Source organism: Rickettsiella endosymbiont of Miltochrista miniata (genome assembly GCF_964031245.1).
Lineage (GTDB): Bacteria > Pseudomonadota > Gammaproteobacteria > Diplorickettsiales > Diplorickettsiaceae > Aquirickettsiella.
Genome location: NZ_OZ035017.1, coordinates 1,156,477 through 1,179,586, shown reverse-complemented (window position 1 = coordinate 1,179,586; position 23,110 = coordinate 1,156,477). Strand labels below are relative to the sequence as shown.

Annotated in this window: 21 protein-coding genes and 1 tRNA gene; 19 read left to right on the top strand and 3 right to left on the bottom strand. The window is 38.8% G+C overall.

The window, feature by feature from the left end; all coding sequences use genetic code 11:
* The first annotated feature begins 113 nt into the window (after positions 1–113).
* The 14 genes from prmB (at position 114) to AAHH40_RS05315 (ending at position 14,314) form a co-directional block, all read left to right on the top strand.
* The gene (gene prmB / locus AAHH40_RS05380) at positions 114–1,058 is read left to right on the top strand and encodes a 50S ribosomal protein L3 N(5)-glutamine methyltransferase (protein ID WP_342219657.1); all 945 of its coding nucleotides are present in this window, start codon (positions 114–116) and stop codon (positions 1,056–1,058) included.
* Complete coding sequence (locus AAHH40_RS05375; protein WP_342219656.1) at positions 1,042–2,064, top strand: aspartate-semialdehyde dehydrogenase; 1,023 nt, start codon at positions 1,042–1,044, stop codon at positions 2,062–2,064. Before prmB ends, AAHH40_RS05375 begins: the two co-directional genes overlap by 17 nt.
* Before the next feature lie 125 nt (positions 2,065–2,189).
* The gene (locus tag AAHH40_RS05370) at positions 2,190–3,416 is read left to right on the top strand and encodes an O-antigen ligase family protein (protein ID WP_342219655.1); all 1,227 of its coding nucleotides are present in this window, start codon (positions 2,190–2,192) and stop codon (positions 3,414–3,416) included.
* 41 nt (positions 3,417–3,457) lie between these two features.
* A complete protein-coding gene (locus tag AAHH40_RS05365) occupies positions 3,458–4,474 on the top strand; it encodes a glycosyltransferase family 4 protein (RefSeq protein WP_342219654.1) in 1,017 nt (338 codons plus the stop codon).
* A gap of 213 nt (positions 4,475–4,687) precedes the next feature.
* Positions 4,688–5,155, top strand: a complete 468-nt coding sequence (locus AAHH40_RS05360; protein WP_342219653.1) for a hypothetical protein — start codon at positions 4,688–4,690, stop codon at positions 5,153–5,155.
* A complete protein-coding gene (gene ankH / locus AAHH40_RS05355) occupies positions 5,156–6,562 on the top strand; it encodes a Dot/Icm T4SS effector AnkH/LegA3 (RefSeq protein ID WP_342219652.1) in 1,407 nt (468 codons plus the stop codon).
* Positions 6,563–6,589: 27 nt separating this feature from the next.
* A complete protein-coding gene (locus AAHH40_RS05350; RefSeq protein WP_342219651.1) occupies positions 6,590–7,642 on the top strand; it encodes a hypothetical protein in 1,053 nt (350 codons plus the stop codon).
* Between the two features lie 71 nt (positions 7,643–7,713).
* Positions 7,714–7,790, top strand: a tRNA-Met gene (locus tag AAHH40_RS05345).
* Between the two features lie 112 nt (positions 7,791–7,902).
* A complete protein-coding gene (gene rimP, locus AAHH40_RS05340; RefSeq protein ID WP_342219650.1) occupies positions 7,903–8,361 on the top strand; it encodes a ribosome maturation factor RimP in 459 nt (152 codons plus the stop codon).
* A 13-nt stretch (positions 8,362–8,374) separates the two neighbouring features.
* Positions 8,375–9,913, top strand: a complete 1,539-nt coding sequence (nusA, locus tag AAHH40_RS05335) for a transcription termination factor NusA (RefSeq protein ID WP_342219649.1) — start codon at positions 8,375–8,377, stop codon at positions 9,911–9,913.
* 121 nt (positions 9,914–10,034) lie between these two features.
* Positions 10,035–12,491 carry a translation initiation factor IF-2 gene (gene infB / locus AAHH40_RS05330; RefSeq protein ID WP_342219648.1) on the top strand — a complete coding sequence of 819 codons (2,457 nt, stop codon included), beginning with the start codon at positions 10,035–10,037 and terminating at the stop codon, positions 12,489–12,491.
* Positions 12,491–12,883 (top strand): 30S ribosome-binding factor RbfA, encoded by a 393-nt coding sequence (gene rbfA / locus AAHH40_RS05325; RefSeq protein ID WP_342219647.1) that lies wholly within the window; start codon positions 12,491–12,493, stop codon positions 12,881–12,883. The genes infB and rbfA overlap by 1 nt, the downstream gene beginning before the upstream one ends.
* A 59-nt stretch (positions 12,884–12,942) precedes the next feature.
* The gene (gene truB, locus AAHH40_RS05320) at positions 12,943–14,013 is read left to right on the top strand and encodes a tRNA pseudouridine(55) synthase TruB (protein ID WP_342219646.1); all 1,071 of its coding nucleotides are present in this window, start codon (positions 12,943–12,945) and stop codon (positions 14,011–14,013) included.
* Positions 14,014–14,143: 130 nt separating this feature from the next.
* Positions 14,144–14,314, top strand: a complete 171-nt coding sequence (locus tag AAHH40_RS05315; protein ID WP_342219645.1) for a hypothetical protein — start codon at positions 14,144–14,146, stop codon at positions 14,312–14,314.
* A 356-nt stretch (positions 14,315–14,670) separates the two neighbouring features.
* Here AAHH40_RS05315 and efp read toward each other — a convergent pair whose 3' ends face one another.
* Together efp and orn are read right to left on the bottom strand one after the other, a co-directional pair.
* A complete protein-coding gene (efp, locus tag AAHH40_RS05310; RefSeq protein ID WP_342219644.1) occupies positions 14,671–15,240 on the bottom strand; it encodes an elongation factor P in 570 nt (189 codons plus the stop codon).
* A 9-nt stretch (positions 15,241–15,249) separates the two neighbouring features.
* Positions 15,250–15,795 (bottom strand): oligoribonuclease, encoded by a 546-nt coding sequence (gene orn, locus AAHH40_RS05305; RefSeq protein ID WP_342219643.1) that lies wholly within the window; start codon positions 15,793–15,795, stop codon positions 15,250–15,252.
* A 331-nt stretch (positions 15,796–16,126) separates the two neighbouring features.
* On the opposite strand from orn, the gene plsY reads away from it, so the two are divergent.
* Positions 16,127–16,732 carry a glycerol-3-phosphate 1-O-acyltransferase PlsY gene (plsY, locus tag AAHH40_RS05300; protein ID WP_342219642.1) on the top strand — a complete coding sequence of 202 codons (606 nt, stop codon included), beginning with the start codon at positions 16,127–16,129 and terminating at the stop codon, positions 16,730–16,732.
* A 115-nt stretch (positions 16,733–16,847) separates the two neighbouring features.
* A complete protein-coding gene (locus tag AAHH40_RS05295) occupies positions 16,848–19,004 on the top strand; it encodes a DUF5617 domain-containing protein (RefSeq protein ID WP_342219641.1) in 2,157 nt (718 codons plus the stop codon).
* Between the two features lie 9 nt (positions 19,005–19,013).
* Here the strand turns inward: AAHH40_RS05295 and tsaD are convergent, their stop codons facing one another.
* Positions 19,014–20,069, bottom strand: a complete 1,056-nt coding sequence (gene tsaD, locus AAHH40_RS05290) for a tRNA (adenosine(37)-N6)-threonylcarbamoyltransferase complex transferase subunit TsaD (protein ID WP_342219640.1) — start codon at positions 20,067–20,069, stop codon at positions 19,014–19,016.
* 61 nt (positions 20,070–20,130) lie between these two features.
* Between tsaD and rpsU the strand changes: the two genes are divergently transcribed.
* The 3 genes from rpsU to dnaG all read left to right on the top strand — a co-directional run bounded on the left by rpsU (position 20,131) and on the right by dnaG (position 22,798).
* Entirely contained in the window at positions 20,131–20,358 is a 228-nt protein-coding gene (rpsU, locus tag AAHH40_RS05285) for a 30S ribosomal protein S21 (RefSeq protein ID WP_006035291.1), read from the top strand.
* 2 nt (positions 20,359–20,360) lie between these two features.
* Complete coding sequence (locus tag AAHH40_RS05280; RefSeq protein WP_342219639.1) at positions 20,361–20,810, top strand: GatB/YqeY domain-containing protein; 450 nt, start codon at positions 20,361–20,363, stop codon at positions 20,808–20,810.
* 230 nt (positions 20,811–21,040) lie between these two features.
* Positions 21,041–22,798: a DNA primase gene (gene dnaG / locus AAHH40_RS05275; RefSeq protein ID WP_342219638.1), complete on the top strand. Its 1,758-nt coding sequence runs from the start codon at positions 21,041–21,043 to the stop codon at positions 22,796–22,798.
* Positions 22,799–23,110: the final 312 nt, after the last annotated feature.

Sequence of the window (23,110 nt, the reverse complement as noted above, 5' to 3'; positions counted from 1 at the left end):
TACTCAATTGGCTTAATCTAGGCGAACTATTCCTTTATCTTAGTGTCTGTTGATTGTTTCTCCATTAGGCCTATGTTTAAATGTGGAATATTCTACTCAACTTTTAAAACTTTGTGGTTAAATTATCTTATTGTATTTCTGATGAAGAGCTTAAAGCTGCATTATTCGAATTTAGACATTTGCAAGACATCTTGCGCTGGGGATTTACTCAATTTAATAAAGCAAATCTTTATTATGGTCATGGAACTGATAATGCATGGGATGAAATACTTTATTTAGTGTTATCGACACTAAAACTTGGGCCTCTTTTGAATCCATGTTTTTTAGCCGCAAGTTTAACCTTAACTGAGCGTCGTTTACTTATAGAAAATATTCGTCAGCGTGTTGAGGATCGTATTCCTACCGCTTATTTGGTGAATGAAGCAAACTTTGCAGATTTATCATTTTATGTGGACACACGTGTGTTGATACCACGGTCACCAATAGCTGAATTAATTCAACGCGACTTTAGTCCTTGGATTAAAAATACTAAAAAAATCAATACGATACTTGATATTGGAACGGGTTGCGGTTGTATCGCGATTGCTTGTGCGTATGCTTTACCTGAAGCACGTATTGATGCTGTCGATAATTCGAAAGATGCATTAGCAGTGGCAGCCATTAACGTAGCCGCGCATAAATTACAAGGACAAGTTAATTTAATCCATTCTGATCTTTTCCAAAACCTAAATAGCCGACTTTACGATATTATTATTAGTAACCCGCCTTATGTTGACGCTGAAGACTTTGCGAGTTTGCCTCTAGAATATCAGCATGAACCTGCCGCGGCTCTAGCAGCGGGAAAGGATGGTTTAGATTTTGTTATTCAGATTCTTAAGCATGCCAAAAAATATTTGAAAGAAAAGGGTATTTTGATTATGGAGGTGGGTAATAGTAAAAAAGCTTTAATTAAGCGTTATCCACAAATTCCTTTTTTCTGGCTTGAATTTGAACATGGTGAAGCGGAAATATTTTTATTAACCCAAGAGCAGTTAACTCGTTATGAGCAAGAAATTTAATTTAGCCATCATTGGCGCTACAGGTTTTGTCGGTCAATCTGTGTTAAGTATTTTACAGCAACGAAAATTTCCGATTAACCATCTCTATCTACTCGCCAGTGAACGTTCTTCTGGCGAAACGATGGAATTTAATAAACAACAACTTCTCGTGTCAGATTTGGTTGAATTTGATTTTAAGCAAGCTGATATCGCGATATTTACCGCCGGTTCGGATGTTTCTGCTCAGTATGTTCCTAAGGCTACACAAAGTGGTTGCCTAGTTATTGATAATACCCCAGAATTTCGTTACGACAAAGATGTTCCTTTAGTTATTCCAGAAGTGAATCCCGAAGCATTAGCAGGTTATAAAAAACGTCGTATTATTGCGAATCCAAATTGTTCTACGATACAAATGTTAGTCGCTTTGAAGCCGATCTATGACGCCGTTGGTATAAGCCGTATTAATGTTGTAACTTTTCAATCCGTTTCTGGCGCAGGGAAGTCTGCATTTCATGAACTGATACAGCAAGCAGGTCAATTGCTAAATGGTTTACCTATTAAGCAGCCGAAAGCTTTTACTCAGCAAATTGCCTTCAATGTCATTCCGCATATTGATGAGTTTGAAAAAAATGGATATACACGTGAAGAAATGAAAATGGTTTGGGAAACACAAAAGATTTTTGCCGATCCAGAAATTCGAGTGAACCCTACCGCGGTTAGAGTACCTGTGTTTCATGGACACTCTGAAGCAGTACATATAGAAACTAAGAAAAAAATCACTGCTAACCAAGCCAAGCAGTTATTAAAAAAAGCTCCTGGTGTGTTAGTTATCGATAAGCTTGCCAATAATGGATATCCAACACCCGTTTCCCATGCTAATAGCGATAAAGTGTTAGTAGGCCGACTTCGCGACGATATTTCCCATCCCTTGGGCTTGGACATGTGGATCGTAGCGGATAATATTCGTAAGGGTGCGGCCCTAAATGCTATACAAATTGCTGAAATGATGATCCAAGATTATTTATAGGTTAAATTTTAATATTCGTATTAGGTAAAAAGGTTGTACTTCGAATTTTTGACAGATTGACTATCTAAGATGGCATTAGTTTACGCTTAAAATTTGTTCATATTTAACAAGGGTTTTTTTATAAAATGACTAGAATGTTAACGGAACTTAAAAGATTTTTTAGTTACGCGGAACAAGTGGCCGTTTTTTTTCTAGGATTAGGAACCTTCTTTCTTGCTTTATCGCCCTCGCTTAGCCGCAATTCCCTTGTATTAGCAGTTATATTTAGTTTATTGGCAGGGCATTGGGGGGATGCGTGCTATGCTATACGACGTTTGAAATTTATTCAATGGAGCCTGGTTTTAATTGTTTTAATGGCCATTAGTTTAAGTTACAGCATAGCGAGTTTAAAGCATGGTTTGACGGCATTATTTCATTATACAAAATTACTCTATATTCCTTTTTTATTGCCTTTATTTACCTCATTAGAGGTACGTAGACGGATTATCTATTGTTTAATTAGCTCAGCAATCGTGGCTTCCATATTATTTTTGTTGGCACACTGGAATATTTTATCTGTTTCTTTGTTTCAATATTCGTCTGTGCTGTTTGGTCAACAACCCGCGGGTTATCTTGTCAATCCTATCCCTGCTTCTGTTATAGTGGCCTTTGCTTTTTATTTTTCCTTAGATTTTTTCTTAAAAGAGAAAGCTAAATTTTACTTTTTACTGATAGCTATTTTTCTTTTTTTCTCTTTATTCGCCATTAACTCAGAACGAACAGGTTGTTTTATAGCGATTATTCTATTAATTTTTTTGCTGTTCCAGCATTTTATAGTAAAAAAGAATTATATCTTGCCATTGCTTATTGCTGTGTTAGTACCCATTTTAAGTTACCAGATTTTTCCCTCCTTTCAGTATCGTGTAAAAGACCTGATTACTAATTTCAGTACCAAGCCGGCTTCTCAAGAAACGAGTATCGGCCTTAGAGTACAATTTGCATTGAATTCGTTAAAGATTGTCCAGAAAAATCCTTTACTAGGTGTTGGCGCTGGTGGTTTCCCACAGGCTTATCGAAAAATCGTTGGTGATCGTGGTGTTATGTTTAATGATCCACATAACTCTTATTCGTTAATAGCGGTACAACTGGGAATTATTGGTTTAGTTACCTATTTATTAATTTTAGGTAGTGCTTGGTTTGAGATTAAAAAATTATGGAAAGATCCACAAGCACAATGGTTTGCTAGAGCTACGTTGTTTGGATTGGTATTTAATGGGTTAACTGACATTACTATCACTAGTACTGCTTTTGGAAATTTATACGTAATTTTATTAAGCAGTTTTTTTTCAGTGATTTTATGGGATAAATCATGAAAATTGCCATACTCCATACATATTTTCGATTCAAAGGAGGTATGGAGAGCTATATAAGAGATATTATTTTAGGTTTTTCTGCAGCTCACGATGAACTAACACTTTATGTTTGTAAAATTGATCCAACTATTTTGAAATGGCTACCACCGCTAACCGTTCGTAAGTTTCCTTACAGATTTTTATCTCGTGTGCTGAAAAAATTTGCCTTTTATTTAGCTTGTGATAGAGCAGATTTGCAAGATAGTTATAATTTGGTGATTAGCACAGTAAAAACAACCAGGCAAGATATTCTTATTTGTGGTGGCGTGCACAAAGCTTATCTCTTGACTAAGAAGAGTTACCGTTACCTGCATAATTGCTTAGAGCTTTACTTCGAGAAAAGGGCATTTCTGGGGACTCCGCTAATTATCGCTCATTCTCAGCAAATAAAAAATGAAATAACACAACATTATCCCGTTGCGTCAAATAAAGTTAAAGTACTTTACCCCCCAGTTAATAGCAGTAAGTTTTCTTATAAAACGATACAACAGAAGCAGGAGTTACGAGAGAAATTGGGGTTTTCTGATAAAACAACGATTGTTTTATTTGTTTCCACTTCTCATGCTCGGAAAGGATTTTATCCTCTTGTTGAAGCCTTTAAGCGTTTGGAATCTGATTTTCTTTGTCTTATCCTTGGCGAAAAGCCAACGATTGCCTTACCTCATACCATGCGCTGGCTTGGGTTTACAGAACGGATGCAAGATTATTATTGTGCAGCTGATGTAACTATTTTGCCTTCATTTTATGAGCCATTTGGGATTACTGTGATCGAGTCACTAGAGTCTGGAACACCTGTTGTTATTTCTGCGGAGGTAGGTGCCGTCGAATTACTAGAAGGAAATGATGGGGTAGTGTTGGAGTCAGTCACTCCCGAGGCCATTATTGACGCGCTAAAAAAAATCAAATTCGGTGGAGAATACTACAAACCCGAGAGAAATTTTGTGATACGTAAAGGTCTAACAATAGACCATCATATTCAATCACTGAGGCAATTTGCGAGAACATCTGTCCTGTTATGACCCGTTATCAGTTGACCCCACTTTTCTTAGTCAGTTATTTCTGGGTATAGCCTCATAAGGCTTAGTTAAAATTTCCTTATTATCAGCATTTAGCTTACAAATTTTGAAGTCTGCTTGGTTAAAGAAACAATGTCTTATTTAGAGATCGGGCTACTCTTTAGAATAGATCCAGTTTAGGTTAAAATGGAGTCAAATATTTTTATATATGAATATATGGCTGAAATTCGAAGCGAAAAAAAACTAGATGATGAAAAAAATACGTCATTGCAGATCTTAAATGTCGAACTAGAAGAAGATGAGGAGGGTGGTGACGCGGGTGGAATTACACTCAGTATTGAACAGTTAAATGCGTATTTACTGGCTGCATTTAAAAAGGAACGTCGGCAGCGTATAGATGGGCAGAAAAAATTTGGCGTCTCTCCTTTCTCAGAAGACCCTAACAATTTACTCGGCAAGAAAAATTCGCGATCATGTGGTTTTGGTGAATCACCGAAAATACATCCTTTATTAGCACATAGTCAGCAGTTTAGCGGGGATGACCCTACCATTAGCGCAAATCCTATCTATGATGATAGTGATAAGGCTAGAGAACGATTCCTTGAAAAACGCCTAGAAAATCAATTACGTTTACAAAAAAATCTCGGTTTAGGTGCAAGCAAAAGTGTAACGCTTGCTAGATAAATGGTAAAACCTACTTTCACTCACGAAATTTTGTTTGGCACTCTAACAGGTGTAGAGCAGTTTATCCTAATGGGAGCGGATATAGAAGAAACCGATGAGTATGGTTTCTCACCGTTAATAGAAGCGACGATTGCCAATAAGCTAGAGGTTGTTGCGTTATTACTAGAATATGGCGCGGATATCAACAATGCCGATATTACAGGTCGCACGGCATTACATTGGGCAGTCGATAATCACAATTTAGCTTTATGTGAATTATTACTTGCAAATAAAGCCGATGCTAATGCTTATACCACCGCAGGACAACCTGTTTTAGTTTATCCTTTATTGAGACAGCAAAATGAATTAAAAAAATTACTTTATCGATATGGCGCTAAATTAGGATTTGCTCAAGACTTTATCCAAGCTAAATTACTCGGACATCGTTATGAATTGGTAGGTCAGGTCGATATTGTTAATGGCGCAGGACGTTTTATAGAGATAAATTACGAAGGATTTTTTTTAGAGTTTACACTCGACGTCATACTCAATTCTTTGCGTCGCTATCAGAATAATTTTTCTTCACGCCATTTGCGGCCTTACTTCGACAATTTAGAAAAATTGATTGCCGCATTTTCTAACGCGCAGGCATTACTAAAATATCAGCGTTATACGGTTAATATTAAGGATCACACGCATAGTATCGATATCTTGTTGGATCAAGAATTATTATTATTACCTGTCGCCTATGAAGGCCACGCCATTGCATTGATTAAATATAAAAATTGGTTGGTGCGCTGCGATCGAGGTGAAAATAGTCATCGTGAAGGCAGTATCGTTATCTATGAATGTCAACGTCCTTATGCTTGGAATAATGAGTTTTGCAAACAATTAATTTACACACAGCAATCTCGTGAATTCCTGACTCAGGGAATACATCGTCACTTAGGTTTGGTTATCATCGCAAACTTACCCATCAAGGGACAAATCATCGGTAATTGCTCCTGGGCAAACATAGAAGCGAGTATTCCTGCGATGTTGTTTTTGTTATCAGCGGTTAATACCAAAGGCCAATTAGTTTCTCGTTTTGAAAAATATCAACAGCAAGGTTTAAGCTTTTTTCAGGATTGGCAAACCTGGGATAAAGATCGTGCTTTAGAGGAATGTATACAAGGATTTTATTATAGTAATAAAGCTAGAGGGGCCACTAAAGCGACTAGTTTAGCCGCCATTTTATTCCAAAAATTGACGCAACACCTTAATGATCTAAAACAAGCCGAAGCCATATTAAAAATTTTAACTTTAGATAATTATAATTATTTGCTAAAAAGTTATTTGCAGGTGTATTGGCAATCAAATAAAACGCCACAGGGAAAAAACTTAATTGGCTTGTTGGATGCTTGTGGTATAAGTCGAGAACTTTTATAACAAGTTTGAATTAAAGGAATAATAAGGATGAATAAGGATAAGATAACCTCGCAGCGTAGTAGTTTTTTTCATGTAAATACTAAACGAAGACGGATAGAAGAGTGGATTAAGGGTGTCAATCAACTTAATAAAAAATCAATTTATAACTTAACCTGGAATGCTTTTTATAAAGAATTACACAAGCTTGGCATTAAAGAATTCTTAAAGCAATATGGATATGCTTATAAGAAAAATTTACAACTTGACATTGCAAAATCAAATCTTTGGCAAAGACGATTAAGTTTGGGTGATTTTGAAAAGAGTACAGAACTAGCCTTGTATGAACGCTTAGGAAGTAGTTTTTTTGATAAAGTCACTCGCCAGACAGATTTTAATCCGAAAAATCATCCATTATCGACCATTCATTACTATTTATATCATCACAGTTTCCATTTTGCGGCATTAAGCCTTGGTTTTGCGAATAAACAATGTTTTCTTAATTTTTTTGCCCAGACCCAATATGTGCCTGAGTGTGTAGAAAATAGGGCCAAAAATCTAGGGGTTAGTATCGAAAGTCTACAAACAGTAACACCACGTCTATTGCGGAAAGAATTAGCGGACCTTTACGATCAGCCTTTAGTTAAGAATAAAAATTTCATAAAATATGATTTTACGCTAGACGAACTTAAATCAGCACTAGAAAATGAATCTAACGTGCTAGTCGTAGCCAGCTTAGGCGGCGGTAATGCTTACTTGGTCAATAAGAAGCTGCAAACATTGAGACCTATGGTTAATGTTTGCTTGCAAGATTTAAAGGAGCGATCTTGGAAAGAATTGATGGTAAATACGCCTATCCTATTGTGGAAAATAAAATTATATCAACTTTTCTCGAACCAACTAGCCTTAGATCATTGGCCTGCGACTTTATATATACCTCGACCGATACATAGGTCTTGCATGAATTATTATTGGCAATTTTTCACTTCACAGCAGGCACAAAGCCACACAGATACCCCATTGGATCATCCTTCATGTGCTTCTTTTTATTCGACTGAGTTAGTAGTGAGTGAGCGTTTATCAGCATGCACATTTACAGCTTAGCTAACCCTCAATTAGAATGTTTTATCCCATTGTAATTGCTGCATTGAATGGAGTATACTCTGTGCCGCTATCGCGGGGTGGAGCAGTCTGGTAGCTCGTCGGGCTCATAACCCGAAGGCCGTAGGTTCAAATCCTACCCCCGCTACCAATTATTGTGTGAGAGGCCCCATTATGGGGCTTTTTATTTTGGCTAAGCTAGAGCTAAATATTAGCCAGCTGAGAGAGATGGGTAATTTTATAATTCAAAGCCCTTTGTAGATATGAAAAACAATTCAGCGATAGAAGCAAAGATATCACCGACGGTTGAAGCCTTAGGTTACGAGCTATGGGCTTGCCTCTATCTGACACAAGGTCAACAAAGTGTGTTGCGCATCTATATCGATAGTGAAAAAGGTATTACCGTCGCTGACTGCGAACGGGTAAGCCGCCAGATTAGTGCATTATTGGATGTCGAAGACCCTTTATTAGGTCGTTATAATTTAGAAGTTTCTTCTCCGGGCTTAGACAGACCCCTTGTTAAAGAGAAGCATTTTCAGCGTTATGTTGGTCATACGGTGCGTGTTTCTACGCACACGCCCATCGATAATCAACGCAAATTTAAAGGTCTTTTACAATCAGTAGGAGTAGCTGGGATAGTGCTGAACCAGGATGGGAAAGAATTAGTGTTAACGTGGGACAATATTTTGCGTGCGAATGTATTGCCTGAAATGAATAAATAACCGGAGGCAGGCTATGAAAAAAGAAATTTTATTAGTGGCAGAGACGGTATCTAACGAAAAAGATGTTGATAAAGAATTAATTTTTAAAGCGATAGAAGCCGCTTTAGCGATGGCTACCAAGAAAAAAGCGGGTGAAGATATCGATGTCCGAGTGGCTATCGATCGCCGCACGGGTGACTATGATACTTTTCGCTACTGGACAGTCGTTGCCGATGAAACTGCGGCGAGTCATTTTGAAGATGCTCATATCCCCTTTGAACCCTTAAAACAAATACTATTAAGCGAAGCCAAAAAGCGTGATCCAAATAGCCAAATCGGGGACGTAGTAGAAGAGCATATGCCTTCAGTGGAGTTTGGTCGTATTGCAGCGCAAACGGCAAAGCAAGTCATTATCCAGAAGGTCAGAGAAGCCGAACGCGCTAAGATAGCCGAGGCCTATACCAGTCGTATTGGTGAATTGTTGTCAGGCATAGTCAAGCGTATTACACGAGAAGGTTTGATCGTGGATTTAGGCGCAAGTGTAGAAGCGTTTGTTCCGCGCGAAGAAATGATACCCCGTGAAGAAGTACGATCCGAAGATCGCTTGCGTGGCTATTTATATGCCGTGAATCCACAAGTGCGAGGTCCTCAGTTATTAATGAGTCGCACGCGCCCAGAAATGTTAATTGAACTCTTTAAGATAGAAGTGCCAGAGATTGGTGAAGAGTTGATTGAGATCAAAAGTGCAGCGCGTGATCCTGGTTCGCGTGCAAAAATTGCAGTTAAAACCAATGATGGTCGCATCGATCCGATAGGCGCTTGTGTTGGCATGCGTGGTGCGCGAGTACAAGCCGTCTCTAGTGAATTAGCCGGCGAGCGAATTGACATTGTGTTATGGGATGATAACCCAGTTCAGTTAGTTATAAATGCGATGGCGCCTGCTGAAGTTGCTTCTATCGTAGTGGATGAAGATACCAAAGTAATGGATGTGGCTGTACAAGAAGAACAATTATCACAAGCTATCGGTCGCAATGGTCAAAACGTACGTTTAGCCAGTGAACTAACAGGATGGATAATTAATGTTATCACTATAGAAGAAGCGGCCAAAAAAGTGGTTAAAGAATCGGAAGGTCTCCAAAATCTTTTTATGGAGCAACTTGCCATAGATGAAGAGATAGCAGAGATGTTAGCGCGAGAAGGGTTTACTAGTTTAGAAGAAATTGCTTATGTATCAGAGCAAGAGCTATTAGATATTGAAGATTTTGATCCAGAATTAGTAGAAACGTTACAAAATCGCGCTAAAGAAGTGTTAGCAACACAAATCGCGGCTAAGCAAAAATCGGCGATATCTGAACATGATAAATTTTTAGAGCCGCATCAAGATTTGCTTTCTTTGGAAGGTATTACCGAAGAGATAGCAACCATATTAGCTAAAAAAGGTGTTTCCTCCCGCGAAGCACTGGCTGAATTGGCAGTCGATGATTTGTTAGATATTATCGAATTAGATCGTGAAACAGCTGGCAGGCTAATTATGGCTGCGCGTGCTCCTTGGTTTGCTGAAGAGAAAAAATAGGAGTGAAAAAATAGAGCTATTGTTTTTACTCAAATAACTCCAGTAAAAATGAAGCAGCAATAATGTATTCAGAAAAATGTAAGTTTTCGAAGCTGTCAAATATTGGCAGGAGAAGCATAGTATGACAGAAAGTATTAAAGATAAAACTGCAAATAAAGTTTCCACAGAGCTTGGAAAAGAAACTTCTGCGGATAATAATCCTAAAAAAGTAATTACGCTGACTCGTACTCGTAAAAGCACGAGTTTACTTAAAGTGAAAGATACTTCAGGCAAGGCCAAGACTATTAAGGTTCAAGTTCGTAAAAAACGAACTTATGTGAAAAGTAATGAAGGCTTGATAGATGAAGAAACTAATCGCGCTAACGAAGCTAAAGAAATCAAAGAAGCAGAAGAATTAGCGCATCAAGCAGAAAAAGCCGCTGCAGAAAAATTGATCACCCCTGAAACGCAAGCCGAACCCACTTCTGAAAGTCATAGTCCAACGAATGAAGAGCCCGTGGTATCTAATGAAACGGTGGAAAAAGAGCAAGTGTCTGTACCTGAGAAAAAATTCATTGCGCCTATAACGAATCCAGAAAAAAAATCTAAGCCCAACGAAAAAGTGATTATTGCTTTACCCACGAATGCAGAAAGATTGGAACGTGAGAAAAAGCATAAAAATCGCAATTTAAAAGAAAAAGAACTGGCGAAATATCGACATAAAGCGATTTATCAACTTGAAGATGAATCCGACGAACAATTCCGTCATCGTAAAAAAACCGGTAAACATAGGCGGCCGGATCAGTTTTTACAACAACAATTTGAAAAGCCAACCGTAGCTGCCATACATGAGGTTGGAATTCCTGCATCGATTACGGTGGGTGATTTAGCGCAAAGGATGTCGATTAAGGCAGCGGAAGTTATTAAAGCGTTAATGAAGTTGGGTGTGATTGCAACTATTAATCAAGCCATCGATCAAGACACCGCTATACTCGTCGTAGAAGAAATGGGTCATGTTGCTAAGCCTGTAAGCTCCAATGCATTAGAAGAAGGTTTGGCGAATACCACGCAGCAACAAATGGGTGAATTACTGGCACGTCCACCGGTAGTGACCATTATGGGTCATGTTGATCATGGAAAAACTTCGCTTTTAGATTATATTCGACGTACCAAAGTAACTCAGGGGGAAGCCGGTGGTATTACCCAACATATCGGTGCTTATCACGTAGAAATACCCAAGGGAGTCGTTACGTTTTTAGATACTCCTGGACATTCGGCGTTTACAGCGATGCGAGCACGAGGTACACGCGTAACTGATATCGTTGTGTTGGTTGTCGCAGCCGACGATGGTGTGATGCCGCAAACCATAGAAGCAATTCAGCATGCTAAAGCGGCAAATGTTCCTATTGTTGTTGCCGTGAATAAAATTGATAAACCTGAAGCCGATCTCGATAGAATAAAGAATGAATTGGCCAAACAAGGTCTCAATCCTGAAGAATGGGGCGGCGATACGATGCTTATTCCTGTCTCTGCAAAAACAGGCCAGGGAATTGATGATTTATTAGATTCACTATTGGTGCAAGCAGAAGTATTAGAACTGAAAGCACCACAAGAAGGTCCAGGACAAGGAATAGTTATAGAATCGCGTTTAGATAGAGGAAAAGGTCCCGTTGTGACTATATTAGTACAACGAGGAAAGCTACATAAAGGCGATCTACTATTGGCTGGTACCGCTTATGGCCGTGTCAGAGCATTGCTCGATGAACGAGGTAAGTTAGTTGAAGCAGCGGGACCTTCTATGCCCGTTGAAGTATTAGGTCTATCGAGCGCTCCCGTGGCAGGTGATGAAGCAGTGGTTGTTGCTGATGAACGTAAAGCGCGAGAGATTGCTTTATTCCGTGAAGGAAAATTACGTGAAGCTAAATTAGCACAACAACGCATGATTAAAACCGATGATATTTTCGGTCAGTTGGATGAAAACCAAGTTAAGACTTTAAATATTATTTTAAAAGCTGATATGCAAGGATCAGCTGAAGCTTTACAAGAAGCTTTGAATAAGCTTTCTACTTCTGAAGTTAAAATAAAACTTATCTATGTGGGCGTAGGTGCGATTACCGAATCTGATGCTAATCTTGCTCTAGCTTCAAAGGCATTAATTTTAGGATTTAATGTGAGAGCGGACGCTACTGCAAAAAGAACGGTAGAAAAAGAAGGCTTAATAATGAATTATTATAGCGTTATTTATGACCTGATAGACCAAGTTAAAAACGTCATGAATGGATTGTTGGCTCCAGAAATAAAAGAAAATATTTTAGGTTTAGCTGCGGTTCGTGAAGTGTTTCGCTCCGCTAAGCTCGGTGTTATTGCCGGTTGTATGGTGACAGAAGGGTTGGTGCGACGTAATGCGCCTATCCGATTGTTACGCGATAATGTGGTAATTCATGAAGGTGAATTACATTCATTACGTCGTTTTAAAGATGATGCTGCCGAAGTCCGTCATGGTATGGAATGTGGTATCGGCATTAAAAATTTTGCCGATATACGAGTGGGCGATATGATCGAAGTGTATGAACGTATTTCTATATCTAGAACTATCTAATGCCAAAAGAATTTAGTCGCGTCGCGCGTATTGCCGATCTGATACAGAAAGAATTAAGTAATAATATTCTGAATAAAGAAATCGCGGATAGCCGTTTGAAATTTATCACGATCACGTCAGTTAAGGTGTCACGTGATCTTTCTTATGCAGATATATGGTTTACACAGTTAGATGTAGAAAATTCAACGGATAAACAACACAGTAAGGAATTAGCGGTTAAGTTGTTAAGAAAAGCAGCGGCTCGTTTACGTTATGCTTTAGCACAACGTTTACAATTGCATAAAGTGCCGAGCCTGCGTTTTTTTTATGATGATTTCATGGAAGAAAGTGATCGCATCCATAATTTAATTGACAGTGTTATCGAGAAAGATAAGGCTAAACGTTCCGAATAAATCATTCGCGAAAATTCAAGTGCGAAGAGTAAATAGTTATTTTTATAAAAGAATAAGTTATGCACCCCCCAATATCCAAAAAACGTTCCATCAATGGTATTTTATTGCTGGATAAACCTAAAGGGATGACCTCAAATCAAGCATTACAAACGGCAAAGCAATTATTCTCGGCAAGTAAAGCGGGACATACAGGAAGCTTAGATCCATTAGCAACAGGTTTGTTGCCATTATGTTTTGGAGAAGCGACAAAATTTTCTCAGTTTTTACTCAATGCCGATAAAATTTACTGCGTGAGTGCTCGTTTAGGGTTTAAAACCAACACCGGTGATGCTGAGGGAGAAGTGATAGAAACCCGTCCCGTAGCCAATTACTCCGCAGATCAACTAGAAAGCGTATTATCTGCTTTTCGTGGACCGATCTCGCAGATTCCTCCTATGTTTTCGGCACTAAAACATAAAGGTCGACCTTTATATAAATTAGCTAGGCAAGGGTTAGTGGTAGAACGTAATCCGCGTACCGTGATCATACATAGCTTACGTCTACTTGAAAGTAATAATACAGAAAAAAATTCAAGTGCCCAAAAAGTTGACTCGCAGCAATTGGATTTTTGCCAAGGCGCCGAGAAAACGAGCAGCCGGAGTGTATACAACATACATGAGGATTGCGAATTGATCGGTAACGCAGGAAAAAATTCAAGTGCTAAGAGAATACTTAATTTAGAAATTAAATGTAGTAAAGGGACGTATATACGTACCTTAATAGAAGATATCGGTGAAGCCCTAGGTTGTGGTGCTTATGTGCATGATTTACGTCGCTTAGGGGTCGCTAATTATCTTGCTGAACAAATGGTGAACTTGGAAGAATTACAAAGCTTAAGCCTGGCCGAATGCGATCAAAAATTATTGAGTTTAGATAGTTTGCTAAACGAATGGCCGGTTTTGAAAATTTCACAAGCTGCAGCTTATTATCTTTTTCGAGGACAAGCGGTATTACTCCCTAATCTCCCGAAACAAGGATTTGTGCGTTTACTATTACAAGAAAGTGGACAATTTATTGGTGTGGGAGAAATCTTAGACGATGGACGTGTCACCCCCCGGCGTTTAGTGGATTTAAATAAAGTCAGTTTTTAACTGACAACTATTTACGCTACCGGCATAAATTGATCATATTTTGTCCAATTAATAGGAATATTATGGTATTTAGCGAGGTCTTTGCTAGGCTTAAAGGGAGAGACATTATATGTTTTAATTAGGAGCTCATATGAACAAAGGTAAATTTCCTCACGATAAAAAACACCAAAAACCAAAATGGCCAGGTCATGCAGGTATTGGTCCACAAAAACCTCCGCACAATCCTGGACACCAAGGCGGACACGGCCCAGAAGGTAACCCAAACAAACCACAATGGCCAGATAATAAAGACAAACGCTAAAACCCATTAATGCTTTTGGATAAGCTTGCTAAGTTTTTTAGCAGTTGATTGGGGCAGGAGCGCAGCTGAGATGGATGATCCCACGATCATCCATCTTTTTTTATATGATACTCTTCGCATTTGAATTTTTGGCTGTGTTGTCGCTCAATTCGCAATCCTTATGTATCTATTAATACACTCCGGTTGCTCATTCTCGCGATGCCTTGCTAAAAATCCCATTGCTGTGAGTATGCCGCTATAGGATGCGAAGAATTGAAATATTGTATTCGTCATTGCGAGCGCGTAGCGCGCGGCAATCCAGGGAATTCTATTTGTGGATGGCCACGCTCATTGTATTCGCTCGCCATGACGGTGATTCATGCTTTTACGCGAGAAAGATATTCACCGGTACGCGTATCGACTTTAATTGATTCACCAATTTGGATAAACAGCGGGACTCGTACAATAGCACCCGTTTCTAAAGTAGCTGGTTTTCCACCTCCACCGGACGTATCGCCGCGCACACCAGGATCGGTTTCTATTATTTTTAAAACAACAAAATTGGCGGGTGTTATGCATAAGGGTGAGCCGTTAAATAAGGTCAACGTGCAGGAGTCTTGCTCTTTTAGCCATATTTTAGCTTCAGTTACTGCCGATGCGTCGGCTGCGTATTGTTCATAGGTCTCTGCATCCATAAAATGCCACACATGTCCATCGTTATAGAGATATTGAACATCAATATCAAAGACATCAGCAGCCTGTAAAGTATCCCCAGATTTTAAAGTACGTTCAATGACGCGACTATTTTTTAAATTTCGTAATTTAATCCGGTTAAAAGCTTGTCCTTTTCCCGGTTTAACATAGTCATTTTCTAATATTGTGTATGGGTCATTATCTAACATGACCTTCATACCATTTCTTAATTCATTGGTAGTGTAATAAGGCATAATTCGAAGTTAAAGTTTAAAAAGATGTTCGCGATAATAGCGTAATTCATTAATAGAGTCTCGTACATCCTCTAGTGCCAAATGTTTGGATTTTTTCTTGTAGGCATCTAAGATGCTGGGTTTCCAACGAAAGGCTAGCTCTTTTAAGGTACTGACATCTAAGTTTCGATAATGGAAATATTTCTCTAATACGGGCATACAACGGGCCAAAAAGCGACGATCTTGGCAGATGCTATTACCACACATCGGCGATTTATTAGGTGGGACATACGTCATAATAAATTCTAGGGTTTGTTTTTCCGCTTCTTCTTCAGTGGTTTTGCTGACTCTTACCCTTTCGAGTAAGCCCGAACCTTTATGTTGGCGTTTATTCCAATCGTCCATACCGGTTAATAGTTGTTCGGATTGGAATATAGCAAACACAGGACCCTCTTCTATAATCTCTAATTGAGAATCGGTGATAATGGTTGCAATCTCGATAATTTTATCTTGATTTGTATCAAGTCCTGTCATCTCGAGATCGATCCAAATTAAATTATCCGCTTTAGGCGTCATGTTAGGACCTTTTAATAATTATTACTATACTCTTCGCACTTGAATTTTTGGCTGTGTTGCCGCTCAACTCGCAATCCTCATGTATTTTAAATACATGAGGATTGCGAGTTGAGCGGCGACTTGCCAAAAGTCCAACTGCTGTGAGTATAAATTGGCTGTCGCAATTTTCAATCACGAAAATTATTTATTTGTTTATATTATACCGCGGCCTATTAAAGATGCGAATAATTTAAAATAGTTATGCTCGCATTGCTGGTTTGGTGCAAGTAAGTCATATGAGAAGTTACGAACTGAGACCTTCATAAATCAATGAGTCTACATAGGAAAATTTATGTTATTGCTATTTATTTTTATTTTAGTTGCTTATTTACTAGGTTCTTTATCCAGTGCGATTATTGTAAGTAAATGCGTGGGTCTCCCCGATCCGCGTACAAAGGGCTCTGGAAATCCAGGGGCTAGTAATATCCTAAGAATAAGCGGAAAAAAATTAGCGGCCATTGTTTTATTAGGTGATGTGCTCAAAGGATGGGTCCCAGTCATGTTAGCTAAATTATTTGGTTTGTCTTTAGCGTCTTTGGCGTGGGTTGCCTTTTTTGCTTTTATAGGTCATTTATATCCAGTTTTTTTTGGTTTTCGTGGCGGGAAAGGCGTAGCAACCGCATTGGGTGGATTAGTCGCTTTAGCTTGGCCTTTAGGTTTAATAGGACTATTAACCTGGGGTGTGGTGTTATTTTTATTTCGTTATATTTCCGTTGCATCCATAGTAGCGGCTACTGTGACGTTTTTTTATGTTTTTTATGCTTATTCGTTGTCGGTTTATTTCCCCATTTTTTTAATGACGGTATTGCTAATAGCCCGTCATTTTTCAAATATTCAACGCTTATTTCAAGGGTCAGAATCCCAATTAACTAAATCTAAATTGACTAGGAAAAAATAATTTTTACATTTTTTTAAATTATTTAATAGAGCTTTTTACAAAAACATTTTTATGTTATGTTGCTTAGATAATGGATATTTTATAATTAAAAAATATGATTAAATGGAGGTTATTCATGCCGATTAAACTTAAAAATATTTCTGTTGCCGGGCGAGCCGATCCCTTACAAGAACATATAAACAGTTTTTTGTCCCCTGCTACAGAAAAGCTCAAATATGCCGAGGAAAGATTAAAAGCAGCTTGTAAGGCTGCAGATTTGATTAAAAAAAATTCTGATATGCCAGAAAAAGTTTCTAAGTCCTCAGATCCCCTGAAAACAGTCGAAGCAAAAGATAAGCTTACTATCTTGTCAGCTGCCATCGATAAGGCAGCTCAGGTAAATCGAGAGAGCCAACAAACTGTCAATGAATATCTATGCAAGCAAGATAAGCTCAGAAAAGAAAATCAGTTAGTTTATGGAAAAAGTTCGGGCGATTCGGATTTAAATCATTTAGGCTTGGGTTTAATTGAAAATCAAGATAAATCTAAAGCTTCCTTTTATCAACGAAAATTTAGATCGACGTATGCATATAGTGTTAGCGGAGATCAATATGCCTTTCGAGGTGCGGCTGAATTTGGCGTAACTTATGATAATAGAATTTTTATTGTACCTATACCTATGCCTGGGGATTCAATAGTAAATTTATATAAGCTGGCGCAAGGAACTTGGTTAAAAGCGGTAGGATGCATACAAATTGATGATAAACAGGTAGAAGAGCGTTTAGCAGGGGGAGATTCTTACCCAAAAGTATTAGAAGGACAAGTAAAGTATGTTTCGGTTTATAATGCTTTTTTTGACGCTCCAAAAGACAATATTGCCGTTTCGCTGTTCGCTTTACAACGATTGGGTATTGATTTGAGTGACACACAAGTAGTTATTCCGAATGATAATGCATCATTAATTAGCCGTTTTTCTGATTGTAATATTCACATTCGGGGTGAAATACAAGATGCTGCGTATTATTTAGATGAAACTCGTTTTCCTGGGGCTAAAGCATTAGCTGAAAAACAATTAACTTTCCTTGATAAGATCGGCGAACTTTTTTGCGATATCGATGATCAAGTATTACTAAAACGCAATAAGCGATTTATAGAGCAAATTTGTGGAGAAAAAGAGCTCCTTAAATTAAATTTAATTAAATTGTTTAATTGTACGGAAGAGCTTACTAAAGATGCCGAGGTTACCAAAAAAAATATCAAAGTAACTAAAACCGAGCCGGGATTGCAGAGGGATATCCATCAACCCTCAACTTCTGCACAAGCTTTAAATCAAAATATTGAATCTTCTAAGATGGATAATGTTGAAGTACCAATTGGCTCTTTTAATGACTATTGGCAGGCTATAAAAACGCATATTCAATTTTTTAAAGAAAAAAATATTGATCTAAGTTTTCTTGTTTCTGAAATCAATATGATATTGGCCTATAGTTTACAAAATGGTTTGAAACCAGAAGAAAAAAATCAATTACGAGCATGGTCTATCCCAGAAACAATAATTCCAGGCCGTGGATTAGATAGAGAAAATATTTCTTCCTTTGTCGTATTTTATGAAAATGATCCGATAAAAACCTGTATTAATCTATTAAGGGATTACTCTAAGGGCCAGGGTTTATTAGGAGCTTTGAAAAGGTTTTTTTCTTTGGCTTGGAATCGGCATTATGTGCCGAGTGTTAACCAATTTTTAAGGACTTATGATCAAGAAGAGTTACCTGATAATTTAACTATTTATGATATTGTTAATAACTTACGAAATTCTGGAGCTAAAATTTCATTGCTGGATAATAGAGGTACCTTGCTGGATAGATTGTTATTTTGCGTTAAGCTTAATGGTGAAGAAAATTACTTTGCTCCAGTAATCGGTGATGTCGAATCTTTAAATGATGCGTCTAATCAATTGACATTGGAAAATGTCCAACCTAGGGTTCCTACTCAGCCGTTGTGGATGCCGCCACCTGCGATACGTACTACACCACCCCCATTTAAAGATTCGCTCACAGGATCCACAGAGTTAGTAATAAATAAACCTGGTAGCTATCAAGAAACTTCTAAAAATAAATTTTTTGATGAACAAGTACGTCCACGATCGATGAGTGTGACGAGTAAAAAAAATCTGCTTTCTAACAAATTTTTTATAGATGCAAAGAAAGGACTCAACCCAATTGTGCTGCTGGGCGAACAGGGGAAGGAAGCGAGTACAGCGTGTCCTCCCTCTCCACGAGTAAGTGATCTTTAAAATTGACGATTAATCCAACTGATCTAAAGGATAACGTGCAATGGTTTTTATGCTTAGATTATCGCTTAGCCCCAAATTCAAACGCCGATAACCTAAGTAAGCTATCATTGCCCCATTATCCGTGCAAAAGCTAGGTCGTGGATAATAGAGCGTGACGTTATGCTTTAATGCCATGCTAGCGAGTTCTTTTCGGAGCCAGGTATTGGCGGCTACACCACCTGCGACCACCAAACGATGCAGACCGGTTTGATTTAAAGCGCGCATTGTTTTGATCACTAAGGTATCGGCTACTGCTGCTTGAAATTCATGCGCAATGTTTGCTTTGGTTTGGTGCGTTTGATCACTGTTTTTTAATGTCGTACTCACAAATGTTTTCAGACCACTAAAACTAAAATCGCAGTCCGGTCTATTCACCATAGGCCGTGGAAAAGCATATTGTTTAGCTTGACCTTGCGCAGCTAATGCGGCGATGGCAGGACCACCTGGGTAATTTAAACCTAATAATTTGGCGGTTTTATCAAAAGCTTCGCCTACCGCATCATCTAGACTTACGCCTAGAATCTGATAATCGCCGATGGCATCTACTTGTGCCAGTAGCGTATGGCCCCCAGACACTAATAAGGCAACAAACGGGAATTCTGGGGCATGCTCTTCCAACATGGGTGCAAGCAAATGGGCTTCCATATGATGTACGCCTAGTGTAGGGATTCCGAGCGCCCAACCTAAACTACGCCCAAAAGCCGCGCCGACCAATAGCGCCCCGGCTAACCCAGGGCCTGCACAATAAGCGATGCCATCGATGGCGGAGAGCGGGAGATGGGCAGTCGCTAAGGTTTCCTTTACTAGGGGTAATATTTTCAGGATATGATCGCGTGAGGCTAATTCTGGAACGACGCCCCCATACTGATTATGTAGTTCAATTTGGCTATACAGAGAATGGGCGATGAGGCCTCTTTGACCGTGATAGACGGCGATACCCGTTTCATCACAGGAAGTCTCAATCCCTAACACACAATGTATGTTTTTTGGATGGGAATCGGTTTGTTTTGAATAGAAACTTTGCATTTTTATGGATTGCTGGTTAGAATTAGCACCTATTTTAACTTTAATTGAGGAAGTGCACTACATGCCCGGCGTAATACTTAAAACCAGCGAAACACTAGAGTCGGCTATCCGCCGTTACAAGCGTGCCTGTGAAAAGTCAGGTATTTTCGCTGAAGTGCGTCGTCGTGAATACTACGAGAAACCCACTGAAGCACGCAAGCGTCGCTTTGCTGCAGCAGTTAAACGTTGTCGCAAGCGTTTGATGCGCGATAACCCCTGCTTTATAGCTAAAACCAAGCGCAAGCATTAATCATGACTACCTCTCTCAAACAGCGCATACAGGAAGATATGAAAACTGCTCTTCGAGCACAAGATAAGCAGCGTTTGGGCGTGGTACGACTCATTTTGGCAGCTATTAAACAGGTTGAAGTGGATGAACGCGTTGAGGTAGACGATACGCGTATTTCGCAGATACTGAATAAAATGCTTAAGCAACGTCGTGATTCAATTGCTCAATATGACGAGGCTAAACGTGATGATTTAGCCGATCAAGAACGTTTAGAAGTAGGTATTATTCAAACCTATTTACCCGAACCTTTAAGTGAAGCAGACATTGATCGGTTGCTGTCTGAAGTCATAACAAAAGTAGGCGCAACTTCGATTAAAGATATGGGAAAAGTCATGGCAGAACTGAAAGAAAAATTGCAAGGTCGCGCGGACATGACACAGATTAGCGCAAAAATTAAAGAACGCTTGACTTAAACGTTCGTTTCTACCGCTTGCGGAAAATTCAAATAATTTACTCGTCATTGCGAGCACGTAAATATTAGTCGTCATTGCGAGCACCGTAGGTGCGTGGCAATCCATGGATAGCCACGCTCATCGCATTTGCTCGCCATGACGGTGATTTTTTACGCTTGAAAATATTCATCGCGAGATGTCAGGCACATCAAGATGCAAATCGCTCTTGATACGAAGAGTACCAGGAATATATGTCACTAGCGCCTATCCCACAAGAATTTATTAATGAACTCTTAGCGCGCGTTGATATTGTGCAGCTTATTGATGCACGCGTTCCATTGCGAAAAAAAGGTAAAAATTATATTGCCTGTTGTCCTTTTCATTCCGAAAAAACACCTTCCTTCACCGTTACACCTGAAAAACAATTCTATTATTGCTTTGGTTGTTCTGTGGGTGGAAATGGCTTAAGTTTCTTAATGGAATACGAAAAATTAAGCTTTGTAGAAGCGGTAAATTTATTAGCAGAGCAAATGGGCATGGAAGTTCCGCAACATGCAAAACAACAAGAAGTGTATAAAGTTTCTGCTAATCTTTATGGTTTGTTAGAAAAGGTGACGCAGTTCTATGCCAAAGAATTACGACATAATACACACGCTATTAATTATCTTAAACAGCGCGGACTATCGGGCGAGATAGCTAAGAAGTTTAACTTAGGTTATGCGCCAGCTGCTTGGGATAGCTTGCTCAAAACTTTTAACGATACAGAAAATTTATTTGCAGCGGGTTTATTGGTCAAAAAATCCGAAGGCCCAGGTTATTATGATCGTTTTCGCGACCGAGTCTTGTTTCCTATTCGTGATAGGAGGGGACGTGTCATCGGATTTGGAGGCCGCGTCTTAGCAGAACAGGAACCTAAGTATTTGAATTCGCCTGAAACCACGCTTTTTCATAAAGGTAAAGAACTTTACGGTCTTTATGAAACATTTCAGGCAAATCGTCAGCTTGAACGCATCTTAGTCGTTGAAGGTTACATGGATGTTTTGGCGCTGTTTCAAGCTGATCTTCCTTTTGCAGTTGCAACCTTGGGCACCGCAACCAGTCGTGACCAAATAAGTCGACTGATGAGTCATACACAGGAAATAATTTTTTGTTTTGATGGGGATGTTGCTGGAAAAAAAGCAGCATGGCGCGTACTAGAACAAAGTTTAGATTTATTAACCGATGGTTATATACTGCGTTTTTTACTATTACCCAATGGCGAAGATCCAGACTCATTAATACAGAAAAAAGGCCGTACCGAATTTATTGCTAGGTTACAACAAGCACAATCTTTAGGTGAATTTTTATTTGGGTATTTGTTAACACAAGTCGATATTAATCAATTAGAAGGTAAAGCACGCCTAGCAAAGCTAGCCGTTCCGCTGATTGAAAAAGTGGCGGTAGGTATTATGCAGCATAAATTATTTGAGCAATTGGCTGCTTTAGTCAATATGGATGTGGTGACATTAAAAAAAGTTACCGTCAATGATAAAAGCAATTCAATAAAAACCATGCAAAAAAAAATACATAAGCCTACTAATCGCGCCAATCGTTCTTCGCCAATGCGTTTAGCGATTGCCTTATTAGTGCAGTTCCCTCAAATCGTTAAAACACTTTCTGATAAGCAATGCCATACCTTAAGTCGACTAGAATTACCTGGCAGTGATTTATTAGTGAAGTTATTTTTACTGCTCAAACAAAATCCAGAACTGACAAGTGCCATGTTACTAGAATATTGGCGAGAAGATGAGTCCTGCCATAAAATCCTTAAACAATTGATAAGTCACCCCTTAACTATCCCTGAGTCTGGAGTCCAAGCAGAATTCCACGATTTACTTAAGCATTTAAAAAAAGCAGTCGCAGAAGGACAAATCGATAAGATATTACAACAAGGCAAACAGTCCGGCTTAAACGAAGAAGAAAAAAAACATTTATATCATCTGATGTTAGACAACATCCATGATAAGTAATTGATTTCCTTTTAATCTAAGGATTTCTAGCAGTTAAAATTTTCCTTTATTAAATGCCTGGTATTTTTAAGTAAATGGTACATATGGACTTTTTGTAAAACCCGTGTATTTTGTGTGGGTTCCAAGTGTAGTCCTAGAGGTCGAGGTTAAAGTATTTTTCGTCATTGCGAGCGCGCAGCGCGCGGCAATCCAATGAAAAGCTTAATTTTTTTTGGATGGCCACGGCCTCACTAACGTTTCGGCCTCGCCATGACGGACTATTTTTAATTTTTATATTGTGCTGCGAGTAATACAAACTTGGTAGCATTCTTT